The following is a 16350-nucleotide window of genomic DNA, read 5'->3' as shown; positions in this document are numbered from 1 at the left end:
CATGATGAATCTCGACTTTTCCTTCTACAGTTGGAACCTGATCGGCAACTATGTGCTGAAGGGCTTCTACTTCAGCGTGTTCCTCACGGTGGTGGCCACCCTGGGCGGCATCTTCTTCGGCACCCTGCTGGCGCTGATGCGCCTGTCGGGCAAGAAGTGGCTGGACTTCCCGGCGGCCGCGTATGTCAACGGCATGCGCTCCGTCCCGCTGGTGATGGTGATCCTGGGCTTCTTCCTGCTGGTGCCCTTCGTGATCGGCCGGCCCATCGGCGCGGAAACCTCGGCGGTGATCACCTTCATCTGCTTCGAGGCGGCCTACTTCTCCGAGATCATGCGCGCAGGCATCCAGTCGATCCCGCGCGGGCAGGTCTTCGCCGGCATGGCGGTGGGCATGACCTACAAGCAGAACATGACGCTGGTCATCCTGCCCCAGGCTTTCCGCAACATGCTGCCCGTGCTGCTCACGCAGACCATCATCCTGTTCCAGGACACTTCGCTGGTCTACGCCATCGGCGCGTACGACCTGCTCAAGGGCTTCGAGACCGCAGGCAAGAACTTCGGGCGCCCCGAAGAGGCCTACCTGCTGGCCGCCGTCGTCTACTTCATCCTGTGCTACTCGCTGTCCTACCTGGTCAAGCGCCTGCACAGGAAGATTGCCATCATCCGTTGAAGGGGAACAAGCCATGGCTGAAAAAATGATCGAAATCAGGGACGTCTCGAAGTGGTACGGCCCGGTGCAGGTGCTGAACAACTGCAGCGTCAGCATCGACAAGGGCGACGTGGTGGTGGTGTGCGGCCCCTCGGGCTCGGGCAAGTCCACGCTGATCAAGACGGTGAACGCGCTGGAGCCGATCCAGAAGGGCGAGATCATCGTCAACGGCATCAAGGTCAACGACCCGAAGACCGACCTGCCCAAGCTGCGCTCCAAGGTCGGCATGGTGTTCCAGCACTTCGAGCTGTTCCCGCACCTGTCGGTGACCGAGAACCTGACGATCGCGCAGATCAAGGTGCTCGGCCGCAGCCAGGACGAGGCCAAGACGCGCGGCCTGAAGATGCTCGACCGCGTCGGCCTGATGGCGCACAAGGACAAGTTCCCGGGCCAGCTGTCCGGCGGCCAGCAGCAGCGCGTGGCGATCGCGCGGGCGCTGTCGATGGACCCGATCGTGATGCTGTTCGACGAGCCGACCTCGGCGCTGGACCCGGAGATGGTCGGCGAGGTGCTGGACGTGATGGTCAGCCTGGCCAAGGAGGGCATGACCATGATGTGCGTGACGCACGAGATGGGCTTCGCGCGCAAGGTGGCCAGCCGCGTGATCTTCATCGACGTGGGCGGCCGCATCCTGGAGGACTGCTCGAAGGAGGAGTTCTTCGCCCACCCCGAGAACCGCCAGCCGCGCACCAAGGACTTCCTGAACAAGATCCTGCAGCACTGACGAAGCTGCGACAATCCAGCCCCACCATGTCCGCGCCCGCCGCCATCCCCGTCCTGCAGCAGACCGCCCGCGCGGCCCGCATGCGCGCGGGCGCGGCCGGCAGTCGGATCGGCCGAGATACCACCGCAGACTCCTGAGCCCGGCGAGCACCGCTCCATCCCTCGCCAACCGCATCGCCGGGCTCACCCCCGGCGATGTCGTTTCCAGGAGTCCTGCCATGTCCGACCGTTCCGTTTCCCCCGCCACCCTCCGCGTCCTCACCGAGCTGGACCACGTGCGCATCGGCCGCTGCCTGGCGGCCGGGGCCCATCCCGCCGTGCAGCGCCTGCTGGACGATGCCGATGTCGTGCCGTCCGACGCCGTGGACCCGGACGTCGTGACCATGCGCTCGCGCGTGCGCGTCTGCGATCCCGATCAGGCCGATGGCGGCTTGCGCGAACTCACGCTGGTCTATCCGGACGAGGCCGATGCCGCGCGCGGCCAGGTCTCGGTGCTGTCGCCCGTGGGCGCGGCGCTGCTGGGCCTGCGTGCCGGTGCGCTCGCGCGCTGGACGCAGCCCGACGGCCGCGCCGCCGCGCTGCGCGTGCAGGCCGTGACCTTCCAGCCCGAGGCCTGCGGCGAACTGCTGCGCTGAACCGCGCGCCGCCTACATCTTGCGCGCCGCGATCGCCTTCTCGGCCTTGTCCACGAGGGCGCTGCCGATCTGGGCCTTCCACTTGGTGTAGACCGGACGCGTGGCCTTCACGAAGGCATCGCGCTCGTCGGCCGACAGGTGCGTCACCGTCACGCCCAGGGCCGCGATCTCCTTGAGCAGCGGCTTGTCGGCCTCGGACAGGCCCTTGCGCGCGATCGCGATCTCCTGCTTGCCGGCGTCGAGGGCGGCCTGGCGCACGATGGCCTGGTCCTCCTTGCTCCAGGACTCCCAGACCTCCTTGTTCACGACGAACACCAGCGGGTCGGCCACGTAGCCCCACATCGTCACGAACTTCTGGCCCACGGTCTGCAGCTTGGCGGCGGTGAACAGCGCCATCGGGTTCTCCTGCCCGTCCACCGCGCCGCTGGCGAAGGCCGGCTGCGCGTCGGCCCAGCTCATCTGCGTGGGGTTGGCGCCGAGCGCGGTGAAGGTGTCGGCGAACAGCGGCGAGCCGACCACGCGGATCTTCAGGCCCTTCAGGTCGGCCGGCGCGCGGATCGGCCGCTTGGAGTTCGTGATCTCGCGGTAGCCGTTCTCGCCCCAGGCCAGCGGCACCACGCCGGCCTTCTCCAGCCGCGCGAAGAGGTCCTTGCCGACCTCGCCTTGCGTCAGCGCGTCGACGGCGGCGTAGTCCGGCATCAGGAACGGCAGCGAGAACAGGTTCAGCTCCCTGACCTGCGGCGACCAGTTGATCGTGGAGCCGACGGCCAGGTCGATCACGCCCTGGCGCAGCGCGCTGAACTCGCGCGTCTGGTCGCCCTGGATCAACGAGACGCCGGGGTACAGCTTGATGTTGATGCGGCCCTGCGTGCGCTCGCGCACGAGGTTGGCCCAGATCTCGCCGCCCTTGCCCCAGGGGAAGGCGGTGCCCAGGACCAGCGACATCTTGTATTCGGGCTTGTAGCTGCCCTGGGCCAGCGCGGCGCCGGGCAGGGCGGCCAGTGCGGCGGCGGCGCCGGCCAGGGCCAGCAGGGTGCGGCGGAACTTCATCGACAGTCTCCTTCTCGTTGCGAAATCAGTAGCCCAGCCGGGCCGGCAGCCACAGCGCCAGCGGTGGCCAGGCGATCACGGCGACCATGACCAGGAACATCGCGACCAGCATCCAGCCGACCCAGCGCACGGTTTCCTCCATGCGCACGCCGGCGATGCGGCACGACACCATCAGGTTCACCGCCAGCGGCGGCGTGAACTGGCCCAGCGCGACCTTCAGCGTCAGGATCACGCCGAACCAGACGGGATCCCACTGGTAGTGCTGCACGATGGGCCACAGCAGCGGCACGAAGATCAGGAAGATCGACACGCCGTCCAGGAACATGCCGACCGTGATCAGCAGCGCGATCAGCAGCGCCAGCACGCCGTACTCGCCCAGGCCCGAGTGGACGATGGCGTCGGTCACCGGGTCGATCACGCCCAGCGTGGACAGCGAGTACGCGAAGATGCCGGCCAGCGAGACGACGATCAGGATCACGGCCGAGAGTTCGCCGGCCTCGCGCAGGATCGTGAACAGGTTGCGCACGGCGATCGTGCGGTGCACCGCCATGCCGACGAACAGCCCGTAGAACACCGCGACCACGGCCGCCTCGGTCGGCGTGAACCAGCCCAGCCGCATGCCGCCGAGGATCAGCACCGGTGCCGCCAGGCCCCAGACCGCCTCGCGCAGGCTGCGCCAGAACGGCGGGCGCGGCAGGCTGGCTTCCAGCGCGCCCATGCCGTGCCGGCGCGCCATCCAGACGGCCGGCACGATCAGCGCCAGCCCCGCCAGCACGCCGGGCACCATGCCGGCCGCGAACAGCGCCGGCACCGAGGCGCCCGGCACCAGCACGGAATAGACGATGAAGGCCACCGAGGGCGGGATCAGGATGTCGGTGGCCGCGGCCGCGCCGACCACGCTGGCCGAGTAGGCGACCGGGTAGCCGGCGCGCGACATGGCCGCGATCATCACCGCGCCCACGGCCGCCGCGTTGGCCGGGCCCGAGCCGGAGATGCCGCCCAGGAACATCGCCACCACGATGGCCACCAGCGGCAGCATGCCGGGCCCGCGGCCGACGATGGCGATCGCGAAGTTCACCAGCCGCAGCGCCACGCCCGAGCGGTCGAAGATCGCGCCGACCAGCACGAACATCGGGATCGCCAGCAGCGGGTACTTGCCCAGGCCGGCGTAGAAGTTCTGCGGCACGGCCAGCAGGCCGAACCATTGGGCGCCGGTGTTGGCCAGCGCGATGCAGGCGGCGCCGGCCAGGCCCAGCGCGGCGCCGATCGGCACGCCGGCCAGCATCATCGCCAGGAATGCGGCGAACAGCAGCGCGGCAATCATGCCGCGGCCTCCACGGCCGGCGCCGCGCTCACCGCGGCGCCCGGCTGCGCCGGATGAACAGGCCCACGGCGCGCAGCCCGATCGCCGTGCAGACGACCGGCAGCCACACCGAGTACCACCACTGCGGCACGCCGATGCCGGGGGACGTCTCCTCGAAGCGCCAGTCGTCCCAGACGATGCGCAGCGACAGCGCGGCGATCAGGAAGAACAGCAGCGCCACCATCAGCGCGCCGAACTGCGCCAGGCGCCGGCGCCGCGCCGCGGAGCCGGCGTCGCTGAAGTACTCGATGCGGATGTGCCGGTCGCGCGCGACGGCGGCCGAGCCGGCCACCATGGCCAGCAGGATCATCAGGAACACCGAGAACTCCTCGGTCCAGGCGAACGAGGAGTCGGTGAAGTAGCGCACGATCACGTTGGCGAAGGTGATCAGCGCCAGCGCGGCCATGATCAACACGGTCAGCCAGTCTTCGATCGCCAGGGGAACGCGGGTGGGTTCGTCGGCCGGGGCGGCCTGACCGTCCGGCAGGCCGGGGTCGTTCTCAGGGGGCATGGATGCGGCAGGTGGAAAACGAAAGCCGCCGGGCGGGCGAGCCGGGCGGCACCGGCGCAGGATCATAGGAGCGCGTGCTGCGCCGCCGCATGGGGACTTTCCTTATCCGGGGCGCTACCGATCCGGCCGCCGGCGCCCCGCGGCCAGGCGCCGCGGCCGCCGGCATGCCGGGTGGCGGTGGGAGAATCGCCCGCCATGCAAGCCACCCCCGACACCCTGACGCTGACCCGCCCCGACGACTGGCACCTGCACCTGCGCGACGGCGAGGTGCTGCGCACGCTGGTGCCGCACAGCGCCGCGCAGGTCGCGCGCGCGATCGTGATGCCCAACCTGCGCCCGCCGGTGACGACGACCGCGCAGGCCCTGGCCTACCGCGAGCGCATCCTCGCGGCCGTGCCCGCCGGCCTGGACTTCGAGCCGCTGATGACGCTGTACCTGACCGACCAGCTGGCCCCCGACGAGATCCGCCGCGCCCGCGCGGCCGGCATCGTGGCGGCCAAGCTGTACCCGGCCGGCGCCACCACCAACAGCGACTCCGGCGTGACCGCGCTGCGCAACATCTACGCCACGCTGGAGGCCATGCAGCGCGAGGGCATGGTGCTGCTGGTGCACGGCGAGGTCACGGACCCGGCGGTCGACCTGTTCGACCGCGAGGCCGTGTTCATCGACACCCAGCTGATCCCGCTGCGCCGCGACTTCCCGGCGCTGAAGATCGTGGTCGAGCACATCACCACGCGCGAAGCCGCCCAGTATGTGCGCGAGGCCGACGCCCACACCGCCGCCACGGTCACGGCCCACCACCTGCTGTACAACCGCAACGCCATCTTCACCGGCGGCATCCGCCCGCACTACTACTGCCTGCCGGTGCTCAAGCGCGAGACGCACCGCTTGGCGCTGGTCGAGGCCGCCACCGGCGGCAGCTCCAAGTTCTTCCTCGGCACCGACAGCGCGCCGCACGCCGCGCACCTGAAGGAGCACGCCGCCGGCTGCGCCGGCTGCTACACCGCGCACGCCGCGCTGGAGATGTATGCCGAGGCCTTCGAGGCCGCCGGCGCGCTGGAGCGGCTGGAGGGCTTCGCCAGCTTCCACGGCGCCGACTTCTACGGCCTGCCGCGCAACACCGGCACCGTCACGCTGCGCCGCCAGGCGTGGACCGTGCCCGACAGCTACGCCTTCGGCGAGGCCAACCTCAAGCCGCTGCGCGCCGGCGAGACGCTGCGCTGGCGCGTGGCCGGGGCCTGAAGAAGCCGTGCACGGATCCCTCGCACCCACGCGGCCCCCGATGAGCGCCCACGTGCATCGCCATCGCCGTGCCCGGGGCCTCGCCCGTCGGGCCGGGGCGTGCCTGGCCACGGGCGGGCGTTGCAGTCCCTGCCCTGGCACCTGCCAGGGCGGCGGCCTGCGCCTGTGCCTGGGGGCCGGCGCCCTCCATCGTGGGCGCGAGCGATTCGTGCACAGCTTCTGAGGCAGCCCGTGGCCCAGCCGGTCGGGCCGGCGCAGCGCGGGGCCGGCATGCCGCTGGAGCCGCCGGACTGGACGGCGCCCTGGCTGGCGCCGTACGCGGCCATCGGCCGGGCGCTGGTCGCCGCGCTGGCGGGCGGCCGGCCGCTGGCGGAGGCGCTGGACCGCCATCCGGCGGCGCCATGCCGGTTCGTGCCGCAGGCCGCGCTGCCGCCGGGGCAGGCCTACGAGTCCTTCGTGCACGCCACCGGCCGGGTGCCGGTCCGGCCGGACCGGCACGACTTCCTCAACGGCCTGACCTGGCTGCACTTCCCGCGCGCCAAGGCCCGGCTGTATGCGCTGCACGCGGCCGAGATCGAGCGCCTGGGCCGGGGGCCGCGGCGCGGTCCGCTGCGCGACGCGCTGACGCTGTTCGACGAGAACGGCGCGCTGCTGTTGGCCTCACGGTCCATGTGGGATGCGCTGCGCGCGCGGGACTGGCAGGGCCTGTTCGTCGCGCGGCGCGGCGACTGGCGGCAGGCCCGGCTGCTGGTGTTCGGCCACGGCCTGCTGGAGCAACTGTACCGGCCGCGCAAGCCGCTGACCGCCCACGTGGTGGCCGCGCCGGCAGCTCTCGATTCGATAGCTGACGTGGACGCCTGGCTGGCCGGCGCCATGGACGCGGCGGCCTGGCAGGCCAAGCCGTTCGCGCCGCTGCCCGTGCTCGGCGTGCCCGGATGGTGCGCCGGGAATGCCGACCCGGCCTTCTATGATGATCCGTTGGTGTTCCGCCGCGCCGGCCGTTCAGACGTACCAGAACAAAGGACATTGCCGGGCGCGGCTTGAGCTTTGTGCACACTGCCCCCATGTGCGCAGCCGTCCCCCACAGAACCCCAGGGAGCCCCTCGGAGAATCCATGAAACGCATTGCCTTGTTCGTCCTCACCAACCTTGCCGTCGTGGTGGTGCTGGGCATCGTCGCCAGTCTGCTGGGCGTCAACCGCTACCTCACGGCCAACGGCCTGAACCTGGGCGCGCTGCTCGGCTTCGCGCTCGTGATGGGTTTCGGCGGCGCGATCATCTCGTTGCTGATGAGCAAGCCGATGGCCAAGTGGTCGGCCGGCGTGCAGGTGATCGAGCAGCCGCGCAACGCCGACGAGGCCTGGATCGTCGACACCGTGCGCCGCCTGGCCGACAAGGCCGGCATCGGCATGCCCGAGGTCGGCATCTTCCAGGGCGATCCCAACGCCTTCGCCACCGGCGCGTTCAAGAATTCCGCGCTGGTCGCCGTGTCCACCGGCCTGCTGCAGAACATGACGCGCGAGGAGGTCGAGGCCGTGCTCGGCCACGAGGTCGCCCACATCGCCAACGGCGACATGGTCACGATGACGCTGATCCAGGGCGTGATGAACACCTTCGTGGTGTTCCTCTCGCGCGTGATCGGCTATGCGGTCGACAGCTTCCTGCGCCGCGGCAACGAGGAGAACTCCGGCCCCGGCATCGGCTACATGGTCACCACCGTCGTGCTGGACATCGTGCTCGGCTTCCTGGCCGCCATCATCGTGGCCTGGTTCTCGCGCCAGCGCGAGTTCCGCGCCGACGCCGGTGCTGCGCACCTGATGGGCCGCCGCCAGCCGATGATCAACGCGCTGGCCCGCCTGGGCGGCCTGCACCCGGGCGAGCTGCCCAAGGCCGTGGAAGCCATGGGCATCACCGGCAACATCGGCGCGCTGTTCGCCACGCACCCGCCGATCGAGCAGCGCATCGCCGCGCTGCAGAACGCCAAGGGCTGATCCGTCCCTCACGAACGGCGGCGTGCCCGTGAAGGGCCGCCGCCGCTTGGCTTGGTCAGTTCTCCACGGCGCTGGCGCGCCACCCGCAGCGCATGAAGCCGGGCCGCCGCCAGCGGTTCGAAAGGCCGCGGCGCCGGCCACGCCAGCGGACGCCGCGGCCCGGCTTTGCCGGTGCACAGGCGTGCCCGTGCAGGCTGCAGCTGCGTCTGAGGAGCCGCCCCGTTGGACCGTCCGAGCCTGTGCGCAGGCAGGTTGGGAGCCCGCAGCTCTCCGCCCCCTGGAAGGGGATGGTGCAGCGCGCAGCGCGGAGCCTGGGTTCAGCGGTTGGCCATGGCGCGGGCCACGGCCTCGCCGACCTTGATGCCGTCCACGCCGGCCGACAGGATGCCGCCGGCATAGCCCGCGCCCTCGCCGGCCGGGAACAGCCCGGCCACGCCGGGGCACTGCAGGTCGTCCGCGCCGCGCGCGATGCGGATCGGCGAGGAGGTGCGCGTCTCCACGCCGGTCAGCACCGCGTCGGGTCGGTCGTAGCCGGGAATCTTGCGCGCGAACGCCGCGAACGCCTCGCGCATGGCCTCGATCGCGTAGGCCGGCAGCGCCTGGTGCAGGTCCGTCAGGCGCACGCCGGGCCGGTAGCTGGGTTGCACGTCGCCGAACGCGGTGGACGGCCGTCCGGCCATGAAGTCGCCGAGCAGCTGGCCGGGCGCGCTGTAGTCGCTGCCGCCGAGCACGTAGGCTGCCGATTCGAGCCGGCGCTGCAGCTCGATGCCGGCCAGCGGGTGCGGCCGGCCCTGCGCCGACGGCGGCAGGTCGAGGTGTTCGTACGTCGTCGGATAGTCGGCGGGCGTGATGCCGACCACGATGCCGGAGTTCGCGTTGCGCTCGGCGCGCGAGTACTGGCTCATGCCGTTGGTGACCACGCGGCCGGGCTCGCTGGTGGCCGCCACCACGGTGCCGCCGGGGCACATGCAGAAGCTGTAGACCGAGCGGCCGTTCTGCGCGTGGTGCACCAGCCGGTATTCGGCCGCGCCCAGGGCCGGATGGCCAGCGTGGCGGCCCCAGCGCGCGCGGTCGACCAGGCTTTGCGGATGCTCGGCGCGAAAGCCGATCGAGAACGGCTTGGCCTCGACCGGCACGCCGCGCGCATGCAGCATCGTGAAGCTGTCGCGCGCGCTGTGGCCCAGGGCCATGACCACGTGCGAGGCGGCGAGTTCGTGCGTGCGGCCCGTGGCCTGGTCCAGCACCACCAGGCCGCGCAGCGCGCCGCCGTCGACCAGGATGTCCGTGACCTTGTGCTCGAAGCGGATCTCGCCGCCCAGCGCCACGATGTCCGCGCGCATGTTCTCCACCATCTTCACGAGGCGGAAGGTGCCGATGTGCGGGTGCGCCTCCCACAGGATTTCCTCGGGCGCGCCGGCCTTCACGAACTCCTCCAGCACCTTGCGGCCCAGGAAGCGCGGGTCCTTGATCTGGCTGTACAGCTTGCCGTCGGAGAAGGTGCCGGCGCCGCCCTCGCCGAACTGCACGTTCGACTCCGGGTGCAGGACGCGCCGGCGCCACAGGTCCCAGGTGTCCTGCGTGCGCTCGCGCACGCTCCGGCCGCGCTCCAGCACGATCGGGGCGAAGCCCATCTGCGCCAGCACCAGCGCCGCGAAGATGCCGCAGGGGCCGAAGCCGACGACCACTGGCCGCTGCGCCGGCGGCTGCGCCAGCCGCACCGGCGCGCGCCAGGCCATGTCGGGCGTGCTCGCCACGTGCGGGTCGCCCCGCAGGCGCGCCAGCACGGCGGCTTCGTCCTGGCCGGGTGCCAGTTCCACGTCGACGATGTAGACCAGCAGCAGCTGGGCCTTGCGCGCGTCGATGCTGCGCTTGTGGACAGTGTGGGAGGCGATGGCCGAGGAGGGCAACCCCAGCTTGGCGGCGATGGCTTCGGGCAGCGCCGGCGCGGCATGGCCGAGCGGCAGCTTGATCTCGGAGAGTCTCAGCATGGCATGGCCCGTGGCGATCGGGCGAGGCGGGTGGGGCGGCCGATGATAGGTCAGCCCTGCTCGCGCAGCCATTCCTTGAGCATGCGCGGATCGTCCTGCAGCGCCTGGCGCTCCCATTCGTAATAGGCCACGTCCTGCTGCAGCGCGCGCACCTGCTCCTTCAGCGCACGGGCGACGCGGGCCGGCGTGGCCTCGGCGCCGTGGCCCAGCTTCAGCAGGCGGCGGTAGGCGGCCTCGGTGTCGGCCGCCTCCTGGCGCAGTTCGCCGAGTTGCTCGGCCAGCACGGCGCTGGCGCGGCGCAGCGCGTCCTCGCCCATGCGGGCCACGGCCTGCGCGTCGATCTGCGCGGTCTCCATCTGCAGCTGCAGCAGGTCGACCAGGCGGCCGGCTTCGTAGGCACGGTTGGCGCGCTGCATCAGCGCGGTCTTGCGCGCGCGCTCGGCCGGGTCGCTCTCGCGGTCGGGGTGCAGCGCGCTGGCCAGCCGGCGGTAGACCTCGCGCAGCGTCCGGCTGCCTTCTTCGGGCCGGGGCAGGGCCGCGCGGCGCTGGCGCCGCGCCTCGCCCTTGCGACGCTCGCGTTCGCGCTGACGGGCGTGGGCCGTGGCGTGCTGGTCCTGCTCCAGGCGCTCCCAGGCGGCCATCCAGTCCTCGCCGTCGTCCGGCAGCGGTGCGGCGGCCGCAGGGGTGTCGTCGTCCGGCGGTGGCGGCGTGGATTCCGGCTCCGGCGCCGCATGCAGGTGGCGCTGGTGCAGCGCGCGCAGCTCGGCGTCGTCGCCATCGCGCAGCAGCATGGCGGCGATGTCGCGCGCCAGCGCGTGCAGCAGCCGCAGGTCGCTGCGGCCCAGGTTCGCCTGGTCGGCCGCATGGTCCAGGAACAGCAGCAGGCTGCGGTCGACCGCGCGCAGCTGCGCCCGCAGCGGTGCCGTGGCCGCGGCCAGCTGCTGCTGGAAGTCGCTGCTGGCCTGCTGCCAGTGCTCCAGCCGCGCGCGCTCGGCGGCGAGGGCGTCGCTCAGGCGGTGGAATTCGGCTTGCAGCGGGGGAAGGTCGTGTGCGGCCGCAGCGACGAGGTCAGGCATGGCATTCATGCTAAACCAACAAAGCCGTGGCCGAAGAGCGAGTGGCCCCATTGCGCCGAGAAGCCAGAAATTTCGGTAGAGCGGTACACAGCAGCCCAACTGTACGGCGTTTGGTCAGTTGCGAGAGGGGCAGTCGATGCATTCGGGTAAACTCGCATGGAGAACGTATCGCATGACCTTGTTGAAAAATGACCGTTGGTGATTGCGCCATGCAATGCGCCGGGTTGTTCGATAATCATCTTCCCAAGAAGAATTCTAGCCTGGAAAAAATGGAATATCGTCGCGAAGTGGATGGGCTTCGAGCAGTTGCAGTCATTCCGGTCATCCTGTTCCACGCAGGGTTTTCTGCCTTCAGTGGCGGCTTCGTCGGAGTCGACGTTTTCTTCGTAATCAGCGGCTATCTGATCACGTCGATTCTCCTGAAAGAAAATGAGGAGGGCCGGTTCTCGATCGCCACCTTCTACGAGCGGCGCGCCCGGCGAATCCTGCCGGCCTTCTTTCTTGTGGCGCTGGTGTGCTTGCCACTCGCGTGGCTATGGCTTTTGCCGGAGGATATGGAGAGGTTTTCATACAGCCTCGTTGCTGTTTCTCTCTACCTCTCGAATGTCCTGTTCTGGTTTACCAGTGGATATTTCGATATTTCGGCAGAATTGAAGCCTCTGCTCCATACTTGGAGTCTGGCGGTCGAAGAGCAATATTATCTTGTTTTTCCGGTGTTGCTGCTGGTGATGTGGAAATATGGTCGACGTCGCATCTTGGTGACGCTGGGCGTCATTGCATTGATGAGCCTTTGTGCCGCACAGTGGGCTTCGACGCATCGACCTGATGCGGCGTTCTACCTCCTGCCCACGCGGTGCTGGGAGTTGCTGATCGGCTCTTTTGTCGCTTTCTACCTTGCCCGGGCCGAAAAGTGGGTGCCGAAGCCGCCGGTCGCGGAGGTGTTGGCATGGGTGGGGCTCGTCATGCTGGTCTCTTCCATATTCCTGTTCGACTCCACCATTCCGTTTCCAAGTGCCTACACCTTGCTTCCTACTGTGGGGACGGCTCTCATCATCCTGTTTGCAAGCCAAGGCACGACGGTAGGCAAGCTGCTCTCACATCCGTTTCCTGTGGGGATTGGCCTCATTAGCTACAGTGCATACCTGTGGCACCAGCCATTGTTTGCATTCGCCCGACATGGTTCCATCGGAAGTCCGAGCCATACCATCTTCATTTGGCTGGTGATTCTGACGCTGGTTCTGGCCTATTTGAGCTGGCGATTTGTAGAGCGGCCATTCAGGGATCGAGCACGCTTCGGGCAGCGCCAGATTTTTGCGTTTAGCGGGGTCGGTACCCTGGTGCTTATCGGCGTCGGTACGCTCGGTATCGTGACAGGCGGATTCCCTGGCCGGCTCAACGAGAGCGCGATGGCGATTTCGAAATCCTCGCAGGACTCCAATAAAATAAGAGGGTCGCTCTCGGAGCGGGTCGTCGTCGGCAGCAAGGCTGCTGTTGCAGGCGTGCTGATCGGCGATTCGCACGCGGAATCGATGGCCACCGTGCTTGACGAAGTATTGGCGGCGCAAGGTCGCGGGGCTTACGTGCTGACGAAGGCCGGATGTCCGCCGGTGACGGGTCTGTATCGAATTGACATGCCGAGCTATGGGGACGCATGCCATGAGCACTACGAGGCAGCATTCCGTCTCATCGAGACGGACCCATCTATCGAATTCGTCGTTGTTTCCGCACGTTTTACGTTGTATCTGGAATTCGACCGATTTGACAACGGCGAGGGGGGTGTCGAGCGCGGTGCGACGGAAAGGGTGGTGTATGACGGAATTGAATTCAAGAATTCAAGCGCCTATCGAAGCGACGAAGATCGACGAGCCTTCATCGCCAAATGCATTTCGGAAGATCTGGGCCGTCTGCTGAAATCTGGGAAGCGCGTCTACCTCGTGTATCCGATACCTGAGGCAGGGTGGGATGTTGCGGTCGATGGCGAGAAGCTGGCCTTGAAGACAAATGCCAGGGTCAATTTATCGACCAGCGAGGAGCAGTACCAACGGAGGAACCGGCGGGCAGAGAAGGTTCTGGACGAACTGGGTGAGCATCCTAATCTGGTGAGGATTCGTCCGGAGAGTGCGCTGTGCGACACGTTTTTTGTTGACCGATGCGCGGCGGTAGTCGAATCCCAGGCTTTGTACAGTGACTCGAATCACCTGTCCAATGCGGGAGCAAGGCTTGTGCTTCAGCGTTTTCCCGCGACGCTCTGATCGCTGAGCTTTCATCGCTACCAGGCGACGCTGCGCACAAGGAAAAGCGAGCTGCACGGCAGGACGATGCGCTTGATCAGGGTGGTGCAGGCAGTTTTGTTCCGCCCCAGCGACTGGGCCGTAGGGGCGTGGCAACTGATCGCCAGGGCGTGGTCCGCTTCATGCCGGCAGGAAGCCTTCGATCGACAGGTAGCGCTCGCCGGTGTCGTAGTTGAAGCCCAGGATGCGGCTGCCGGCCGGCAGCTCGGGCAGCTTCTGCGCGATCGCCGCCAGCGTGGCGCCGGAGGAGATGCCGACCAGCAGGCCCTCCTCGCGTGCGCTGCGGCGCGCCATCTCGCGCGCGGCCTCGGCGTCGACCTGCACGACGCCGTCCAGCAGGGCGGTGTCCAGGTTCTTCGGCACGAAGCCGGCGCCGATGCCCTGGATCGGGTGGGGCGCGGGCTGGCCGCCGGAGATCACCGGCGAGGCCTGCGGCTCCACCGCGAACACCTTGAGCTGCGGCCACTTCTGCTTGAGCACCCGCGCGCAGCCCGACAGGTGGCCGCCGGTGCCGACGCCGGTGATCAGCACGTCCAGCCCGTCGGGGAAGTCGGCCGCGATCTCCTGCGCCGTGGTGCGGGCGTGCACCTCGATGTTGGCCGGGTTCTCGAACTGCTGGGGCATCCAGGCGCCGGGCGTGCTGGCCACCAGTTCCTCGGCGCGCGCGATCGAGCCCTTCATGCCCTTCTCGCGCGGCGTCAGCTCGAAGCTGGCGCCGTAGGCCAGCATCAGGCGGCGGCGCTCGATCGACATGGAGTCGGGCATCACCAGGATCAGCTTGTAGCCCTTGACGGCCGCCACCATGGCCAGGCCGACGCCGGTATTGCCCGAGGTCGGCTCGATGATGGTGCCGCCGGGCTGCAGCCGGCCGGACCGCTCGGCGTCCTCGACCATGGCCAGCGCGATGCGGTCCTTGATCGAGCCGCCCGGGTTGCTGCGTTCGGACTTGACCCAGACCCGGGCCGCGTCACCGAACAGGCGGTTGATGCGGATGTGCGGCGTGCCGCCGATGGTGTGCAGGACGTTGTCGGCCTTCATGCGTTGGCTCCTGTCGGTTGAAAACAGCCGCGCATTGTGCGCCCGGGCGATAATCCCGCGGGTGAAGCCCGCTAGGCCGCCGCTGGTGCAAGTGCCGAAAGGCCGCACTGGAGGAACGTCCGGACTGCACAGGGCAGCGCAGGAGCTAACGGCTCTCCACCGCGAGGTGAGGATCAGAGCAACAGAGACGAGCCGATTGAGTTCGGGTGAAACGGGCAATCTCTGCGCGCAGCAATACCAAATAGGCCGGCGTCGATGTGGCTCCGCGGAGCCGGCGGGTAGGTAGCATCGAGCCGCCTGGCGACAGGCGGCCCAGAGGAATGGCGGCCACGCCGGGGGCGACCCCGGCGCACAGAATCCGGCGTATCGGCGGGCTTCACACTTTTCTAGACGGTGTTCCCGAAATGAAAGAGCCCGCGCGGCGGGGCTTTGCAGCCGCTGGCAAGGCGGCTTCCACGCAGCTCTCGGGATTGACCGATGCGTGTCGGCACGCGAGGTCACCAGTTCCACAGCGTGCCGTCCCGTTGCAGCCGGTTGACCGGCAGGTAGGCGCGCTTGTAGGGGTACTTGGCGGCCAGCGCTTCGTCGATCTCCACGCCATGGCCTGGCACATCGCCCGGATACAGCATGCCCTGGTCGAAGGTGTAGGCATGCGGGAACACGGCGTCTGTCTCGGGCGTGTGGCGCATGTACTCCTGGATGCCGAAGTTGGGCACCCACAAGTCGAAGTGCAGCGCTGCGCCCATGCATACCGGCGACAGGTCGGTGGCGCCGTGGCAGCCGGTGCGCACCTGGTGGAGCGCGGCCAGGTCTGCGATACGTCGCAGGTGCGTGATGCCGCCGGCATGCACCACGGTTGCGCGGATGTAGTCGATCAACTGGTTCTGGATCAGATCCTTGCAGTCCCAGACCGAGTTGAAGATCTCGCCCACCGCCATCGGCGTGGTGGTGTGCTGGCGGATCAGGCGGAAGGCTTCCTGGTTTTCGGCCGGTGTGGGGTCTTCCATCCAGAACAGACGGCAGGGCTCCAGGTCCTTGCCCAGACGCGCGGCCTCGATCGGCGTCAGGCGGTGGTGTACGTCGTGCAGCAGGTGGTGCTCGAAGCCGAGCTTCTCGCGGATGCGCTCGAACAGCTTCGGCGCATGGCGCAGGTACTTCTCGGTCGACCAGTCATGCTCGGCCGGCAGGTCGCTGTCGGCCGGCTCGTAGAAGCGCGTGCCCGTGCCTACGCCGTACACCTTTTCCAGCCCCGGCACGCCGCTCTGCGCGCGGATCGCCTTGTAGCCCTCGTCGGCATAGCGCAGCACCTCGTCGACGGTGTGCTCGATGTCGCTGCCGTTGGCATGGCCGTAGACCATCACGCCGCTGCGGCTCTTGCCGCCCAGCAATTGGTACAGCGGCAGGCCGGCCGCCTTGGCCTTGATGTCCCACAGCGCCGTGTCCACGGCAGCGATGGCGCTCATCGTTACCGGGCCGCGGCGCCAGTAGGCGCCCTTGTAGAGGTACTGCCAGATGTCTTCGATCTGGTGCGCATCGCGCCCGATCAGGCAGGGAACGACATGGTCTTGCAGGTAGCTGGCCACCGCGAGTTCGCGGCCGTTGAGCGTGGCGTCGCCGATGCCGGTGAGCCCCTCGTCGGTCTCGATTTTGAGCGTGACGAAGTTGCGGCCGGGACTGCAGACGATGACGCGGGCGTTGGTGATTTTCATGGCGTTCGAGTGGGGAAGGGACAAG

At 68.6% G+C, this 16350-nt stretch carries 14 protein-coding genes and 1 other RNA gene; 8 read left to right on the top strand and 7 right to left on the bottom strand.

What is annotated here, in order from left to right:
- The first annotated feature begins 1 nt into the window (after position 1).
- From QM782_RS05635 to QM782_RS05625, 3 genes are all read left to right on the top strand, one after another.
- A complete protein-coding gene (locus QM782_RS05635; RefSeq protein WP_415201934.1) occupies positions 2-670 on the top strand; it encodes an amino acid ABC transporter permease in 669 nt (222 codons plus the stop codon).
- Between the two features lie 25 nt (positions 671-695).
- On the top strand, positions 696-1433 hold the full coding sequence (locus QM782_RS05630) for an amino acid ABC transporter ATP-binding protein (RefSeq protein WP_415205600.1): 738 nt from the start codon (positions 696-698) through the stop codon (positions 1431-1433).
- Positions 1434-1650: 217 nt separating this feature from the next.
- Positions 1651-2067 carry a GreA/GreB family elongation factor gene (locus tag QM782_RS05625; protein WP_415201933.1) on the top strand — a complete coding sequence of 139 codons (417 nt, stop codon included), beginning with the start codon at positions 1651-1653 and terminating at the stop codon, positions 2065-2067.
- 12 nt (positions 2068-2079) lie between these two features.
- Here QM782_RS05625 and QM782_RS05620 read toward each other — a convergent pair whose 3' ends face one another.
- The 3 genes from QM782_RS05620 to QM782_RS05610 are packed head-to-tail and all read right to left on the bottom strand — an operon-like array spanning position 2080 to position 4991.
- A complete protein-coding gene (locus QM782_RS05620) occupies positions 2080-3117 on the bottom strand; it encodes a DctP family TRAP transporter solute-binding subunit (RefSeq protein WP_415201932.1) in 1038 nt (345 codons plus the stop codon).
- A 25-nt stretch (positions 3118-3142) separates the two neighbouring features.
- Positions 3143-4441 (bottom strand): TRAP transporter large permease, encoded by a 1299-nt coding sequence (locus tag QM782_RS05615; protein ID WP_415201931.1) that lies wholly within the window; start codon positions 4439-4441, stop codon positions 3143-3145.
- A gap of 28 nt (positions 4442-4469) precedes the next feature.
- Positions 4470-4991 (bottom strand): TRAP transporter small permease, encoded by a 522-nt coding sequence (locus QM782_RS05610; RefSeq protein WP_415201930.1) that lies wholly within the window; start codon positions 4989-4991, stop codon positions 4470-4472.
- Positions 4992-5186: 195 nt separating this feature from the next.
- On the opposite strand from QM782_RS05610, the gene pyrC reads away from it, so the two are divergent.
- From pyrC to htpX, 3 genes are all read left to right on the top strand, one after another.
- Positions 5187-6233: a dihydroorotase gene (gene pyrC / locus QM782_RS05605; RefSeq protein WP_415201929.1), complete on the top strand. Its 1047-nt coding sequence runs from the start codon at positions 5187-5189 to the stop codon at positions 6231-6233.
- A 270-nt stretch (positions 6234-6503) separates the two neighbouring features.
- Positions 6504-7277: a DUF3025 domain-containing protein gene (locus QM782_RS05600; RefSeq protein WP_415205599.1), complete on the top strand. Its 774-nt coding sequence runs from the start codon at positions 6504-6506 to the stop codon at positions 7275-7277.
- 70 nt (positions 7278-7347) lie between these two features.
- On the top strand, positions 7348-8223 hold the full coding sequence (gene htpX, locus QM782_RS05595) for a protease HtpX (RefSeq protein ID WP_415201928.1): 876 nt from the start codon (positions 7348-7350) through the stop codon (positions 8221-8223).
- 317 nt (positions 8224-8540) lie between these two features.
- On the opposite strand, the gene QM782_RS05590 is transcribed toward htpX, so the two are convergent.
- Both QM782_RS05590 and QM782_RS05585 read right to left on the bottom strand, forming a co-directional pair.
- Positions 8541-10211 carry an NAD(P)/FAD-dependent oxidoreductase gene (locus QM782_RS05590; RefSeq protein WP_415201927.1) on the bottom strand — a complete coding sequence of 557 codons (1671 nt, stop codon included), beginning with the start codon at positions 10209-10211 and terminating at the stop codon, positions 8541-8543.
- A gap of 50 nt (positions 10212-10261) precedes the next feature.
- Positions 10262-11287 carry a hypothetical protein gene (locus tag QM782_RS05585; protein WP_415201926.1) on the bottom strand — a complete coding sequence of 342 codons (1026 nt, stop codon included), beginning with the start codon at positions 11285-11287 and terminating at the stop codon, positions 10262-10264.
- 188 nt (positions 11288-11475) lie between these two features.
- Here QM782_RS05585 and QM782_RS05580 point away from each other — a divergent pair, with 188 nt between their 5' ends.
- Positions 11476-13539 (top strand): acyltransferase family protein, encoded by a 2064-nt coding sequence (locus QM782_RS05580; RefSeq protein WP_415201925.1) that lies wholly within the window; start codon positions 11476-11478, stop codon positions 13537-13539.
- A gap of 159 nt (positions 13540-13698) precedes the next feature.
- Here the strand turns inward: QM782_RS05580 and cysK are convergent, their stop codons facing one another.
- Positions 13699-14616, bottom strand: coding sequence for a cysteine synthase A (cysK, locus tag QM782_RS05575; protein ID WP_415201924.1), 918 nt, complete (start codon positions 14614-14616; stop codon positions 13699-13701).
- A gap of 63 nt (positions 14617-14679) precedes the next feature.
- Here cysK and rnpB point away from each other — a divergent pair.
- Positions 14680-14998: RNase P RNA component class A (gene rnpB, locus QM782_RS05570), an RNA gene on the top strand.
- A 115-nt stretch (positions 14999-15113) separates the two neighbouring features.
- On the opposite strand, the gene manD is transcribed toward rnpB, so the two are convergent.
- Positions 15114-16325 (bottom strand): D-mannonate dehydratase ManD, encoded by a 1212-nt coding sequence (gene manD / locus QM782_RS05565; protein ID WP_415201923.1) that lies wholly within the window; start codon positions 16323-16325, stop codon positions 15114-15116.
- Positions 16326-16350 lie beyond the last annotated feature (25 nt).

This window comes from Pseudorhodoferax sp. (assembly GCF_047601025.1).
Lineage (GTDB): Bacteria > Pseudomonadota > Gammaproteobacteria > Burkholderiales > Burkholderiaceae_C > Pseudorhodoferax.
Note: the sequence above shows the minus strand (reverse complement) of the source record. Positions and strands in the feature narration are given on the sequence as shown.

Bases quoted from the DNA above. Each gene is read 5' to 3' on its own strand.
- htpX (WP_415201928.1), top strand. From the start codon at position 7,348: ATGAAACGCATTGCCTTGTTCGTCCTCACCAACCTTGCCGTCGTGGTG.
- QM782_RS05590 (WP_415201927.1), bottom strand. From the start codon at position 10,211: ATGCTGAGACTCTCCGAGATCAAGCTGCCGCTCGGCCATGCCGCGCCG.
- QM782_RS05610 (WP_415201930.1), bottom strand. From the start codon at position 4,991: ATGCCCCCTGAGAACGACCCCGGCCTGCCGGACGGTCAGGCCGCCCCG.
- QM782_RS05620 (WP_415201932.1), bottom strand. From the start codon at position 3,117: ATGAAGTTCCGCCGCACCCTGCTGGCCCTGGCCGGCGCCGCCGCCGCA.
- QM782_RS05580 (WP_415201925.1), top strand. From the start codon at position 11,476: ATGACCGTTGGTGATTGCGCCATGCAATGCGCCGGGTTGTTCGATAAT.
- QM782_RS05615 (WP_415201931.1), bottom strand. From the start codon at position 4,441: ATGATTGCCGCGCTGCTGTTCGCCGCATTCCTGGCGATGATGCTGGCC.
- QM782_RS05600 (WP_415205599.1), top strand. From the start codon at position 6,504: ATGCCGCTGGAGCCGCCGGACTGGACGGCGCCCTGGCTGGCGCCGTAC.
- QM782_RS05625 (WP_415201933.1), top strand. From the start codon at position 1,651: ATGTCCGACCGTTCCGTTTCCCCCGCCACCCTCCGCGTCCTCACCGAG.
- QM782_RS05585 (WP_415201926.1), bottom strand. From the start codon at position 11,287: ATGCCTGACCTCGTCGCTGCGGCCGCACACGACCTTCCCCCGCTGCAA.
- QM782_RS05635 (WP_415201934.1), top strand. From the start codon at position 2: ATGATGAATCTCGACTTTTCCTTCTACAGTTGGAACCTGATCGGCAAC.
- manD (WP_415201923.1), bottom strand. From the start codon at position 16,325: ATGAAAATCACCAACGCCCGCGTCATCGTCTGCAGTCCCGGCCGCAAC.
- pyrC (WP_415201929.1), top strand. From the start codon at position 5,187: ATGCAAGCCACCCCCGACACCCTGACGCTGACCCGCCCCGACGACTGG.
- cysK (WP_415201924.1), bottom strand. From the start codon at position 14,616: ATGAAGGCCGACAACGTCCTGCACACCATCGGCGGCACGCCGCACATC.
- QM782_RS05630 (WP_415205600.1), top strand. From the start codon at position 696: ATGATCGAAATCAGGGACGTCTCGAAGTGGTACGGCCCGGTGCAGGTG.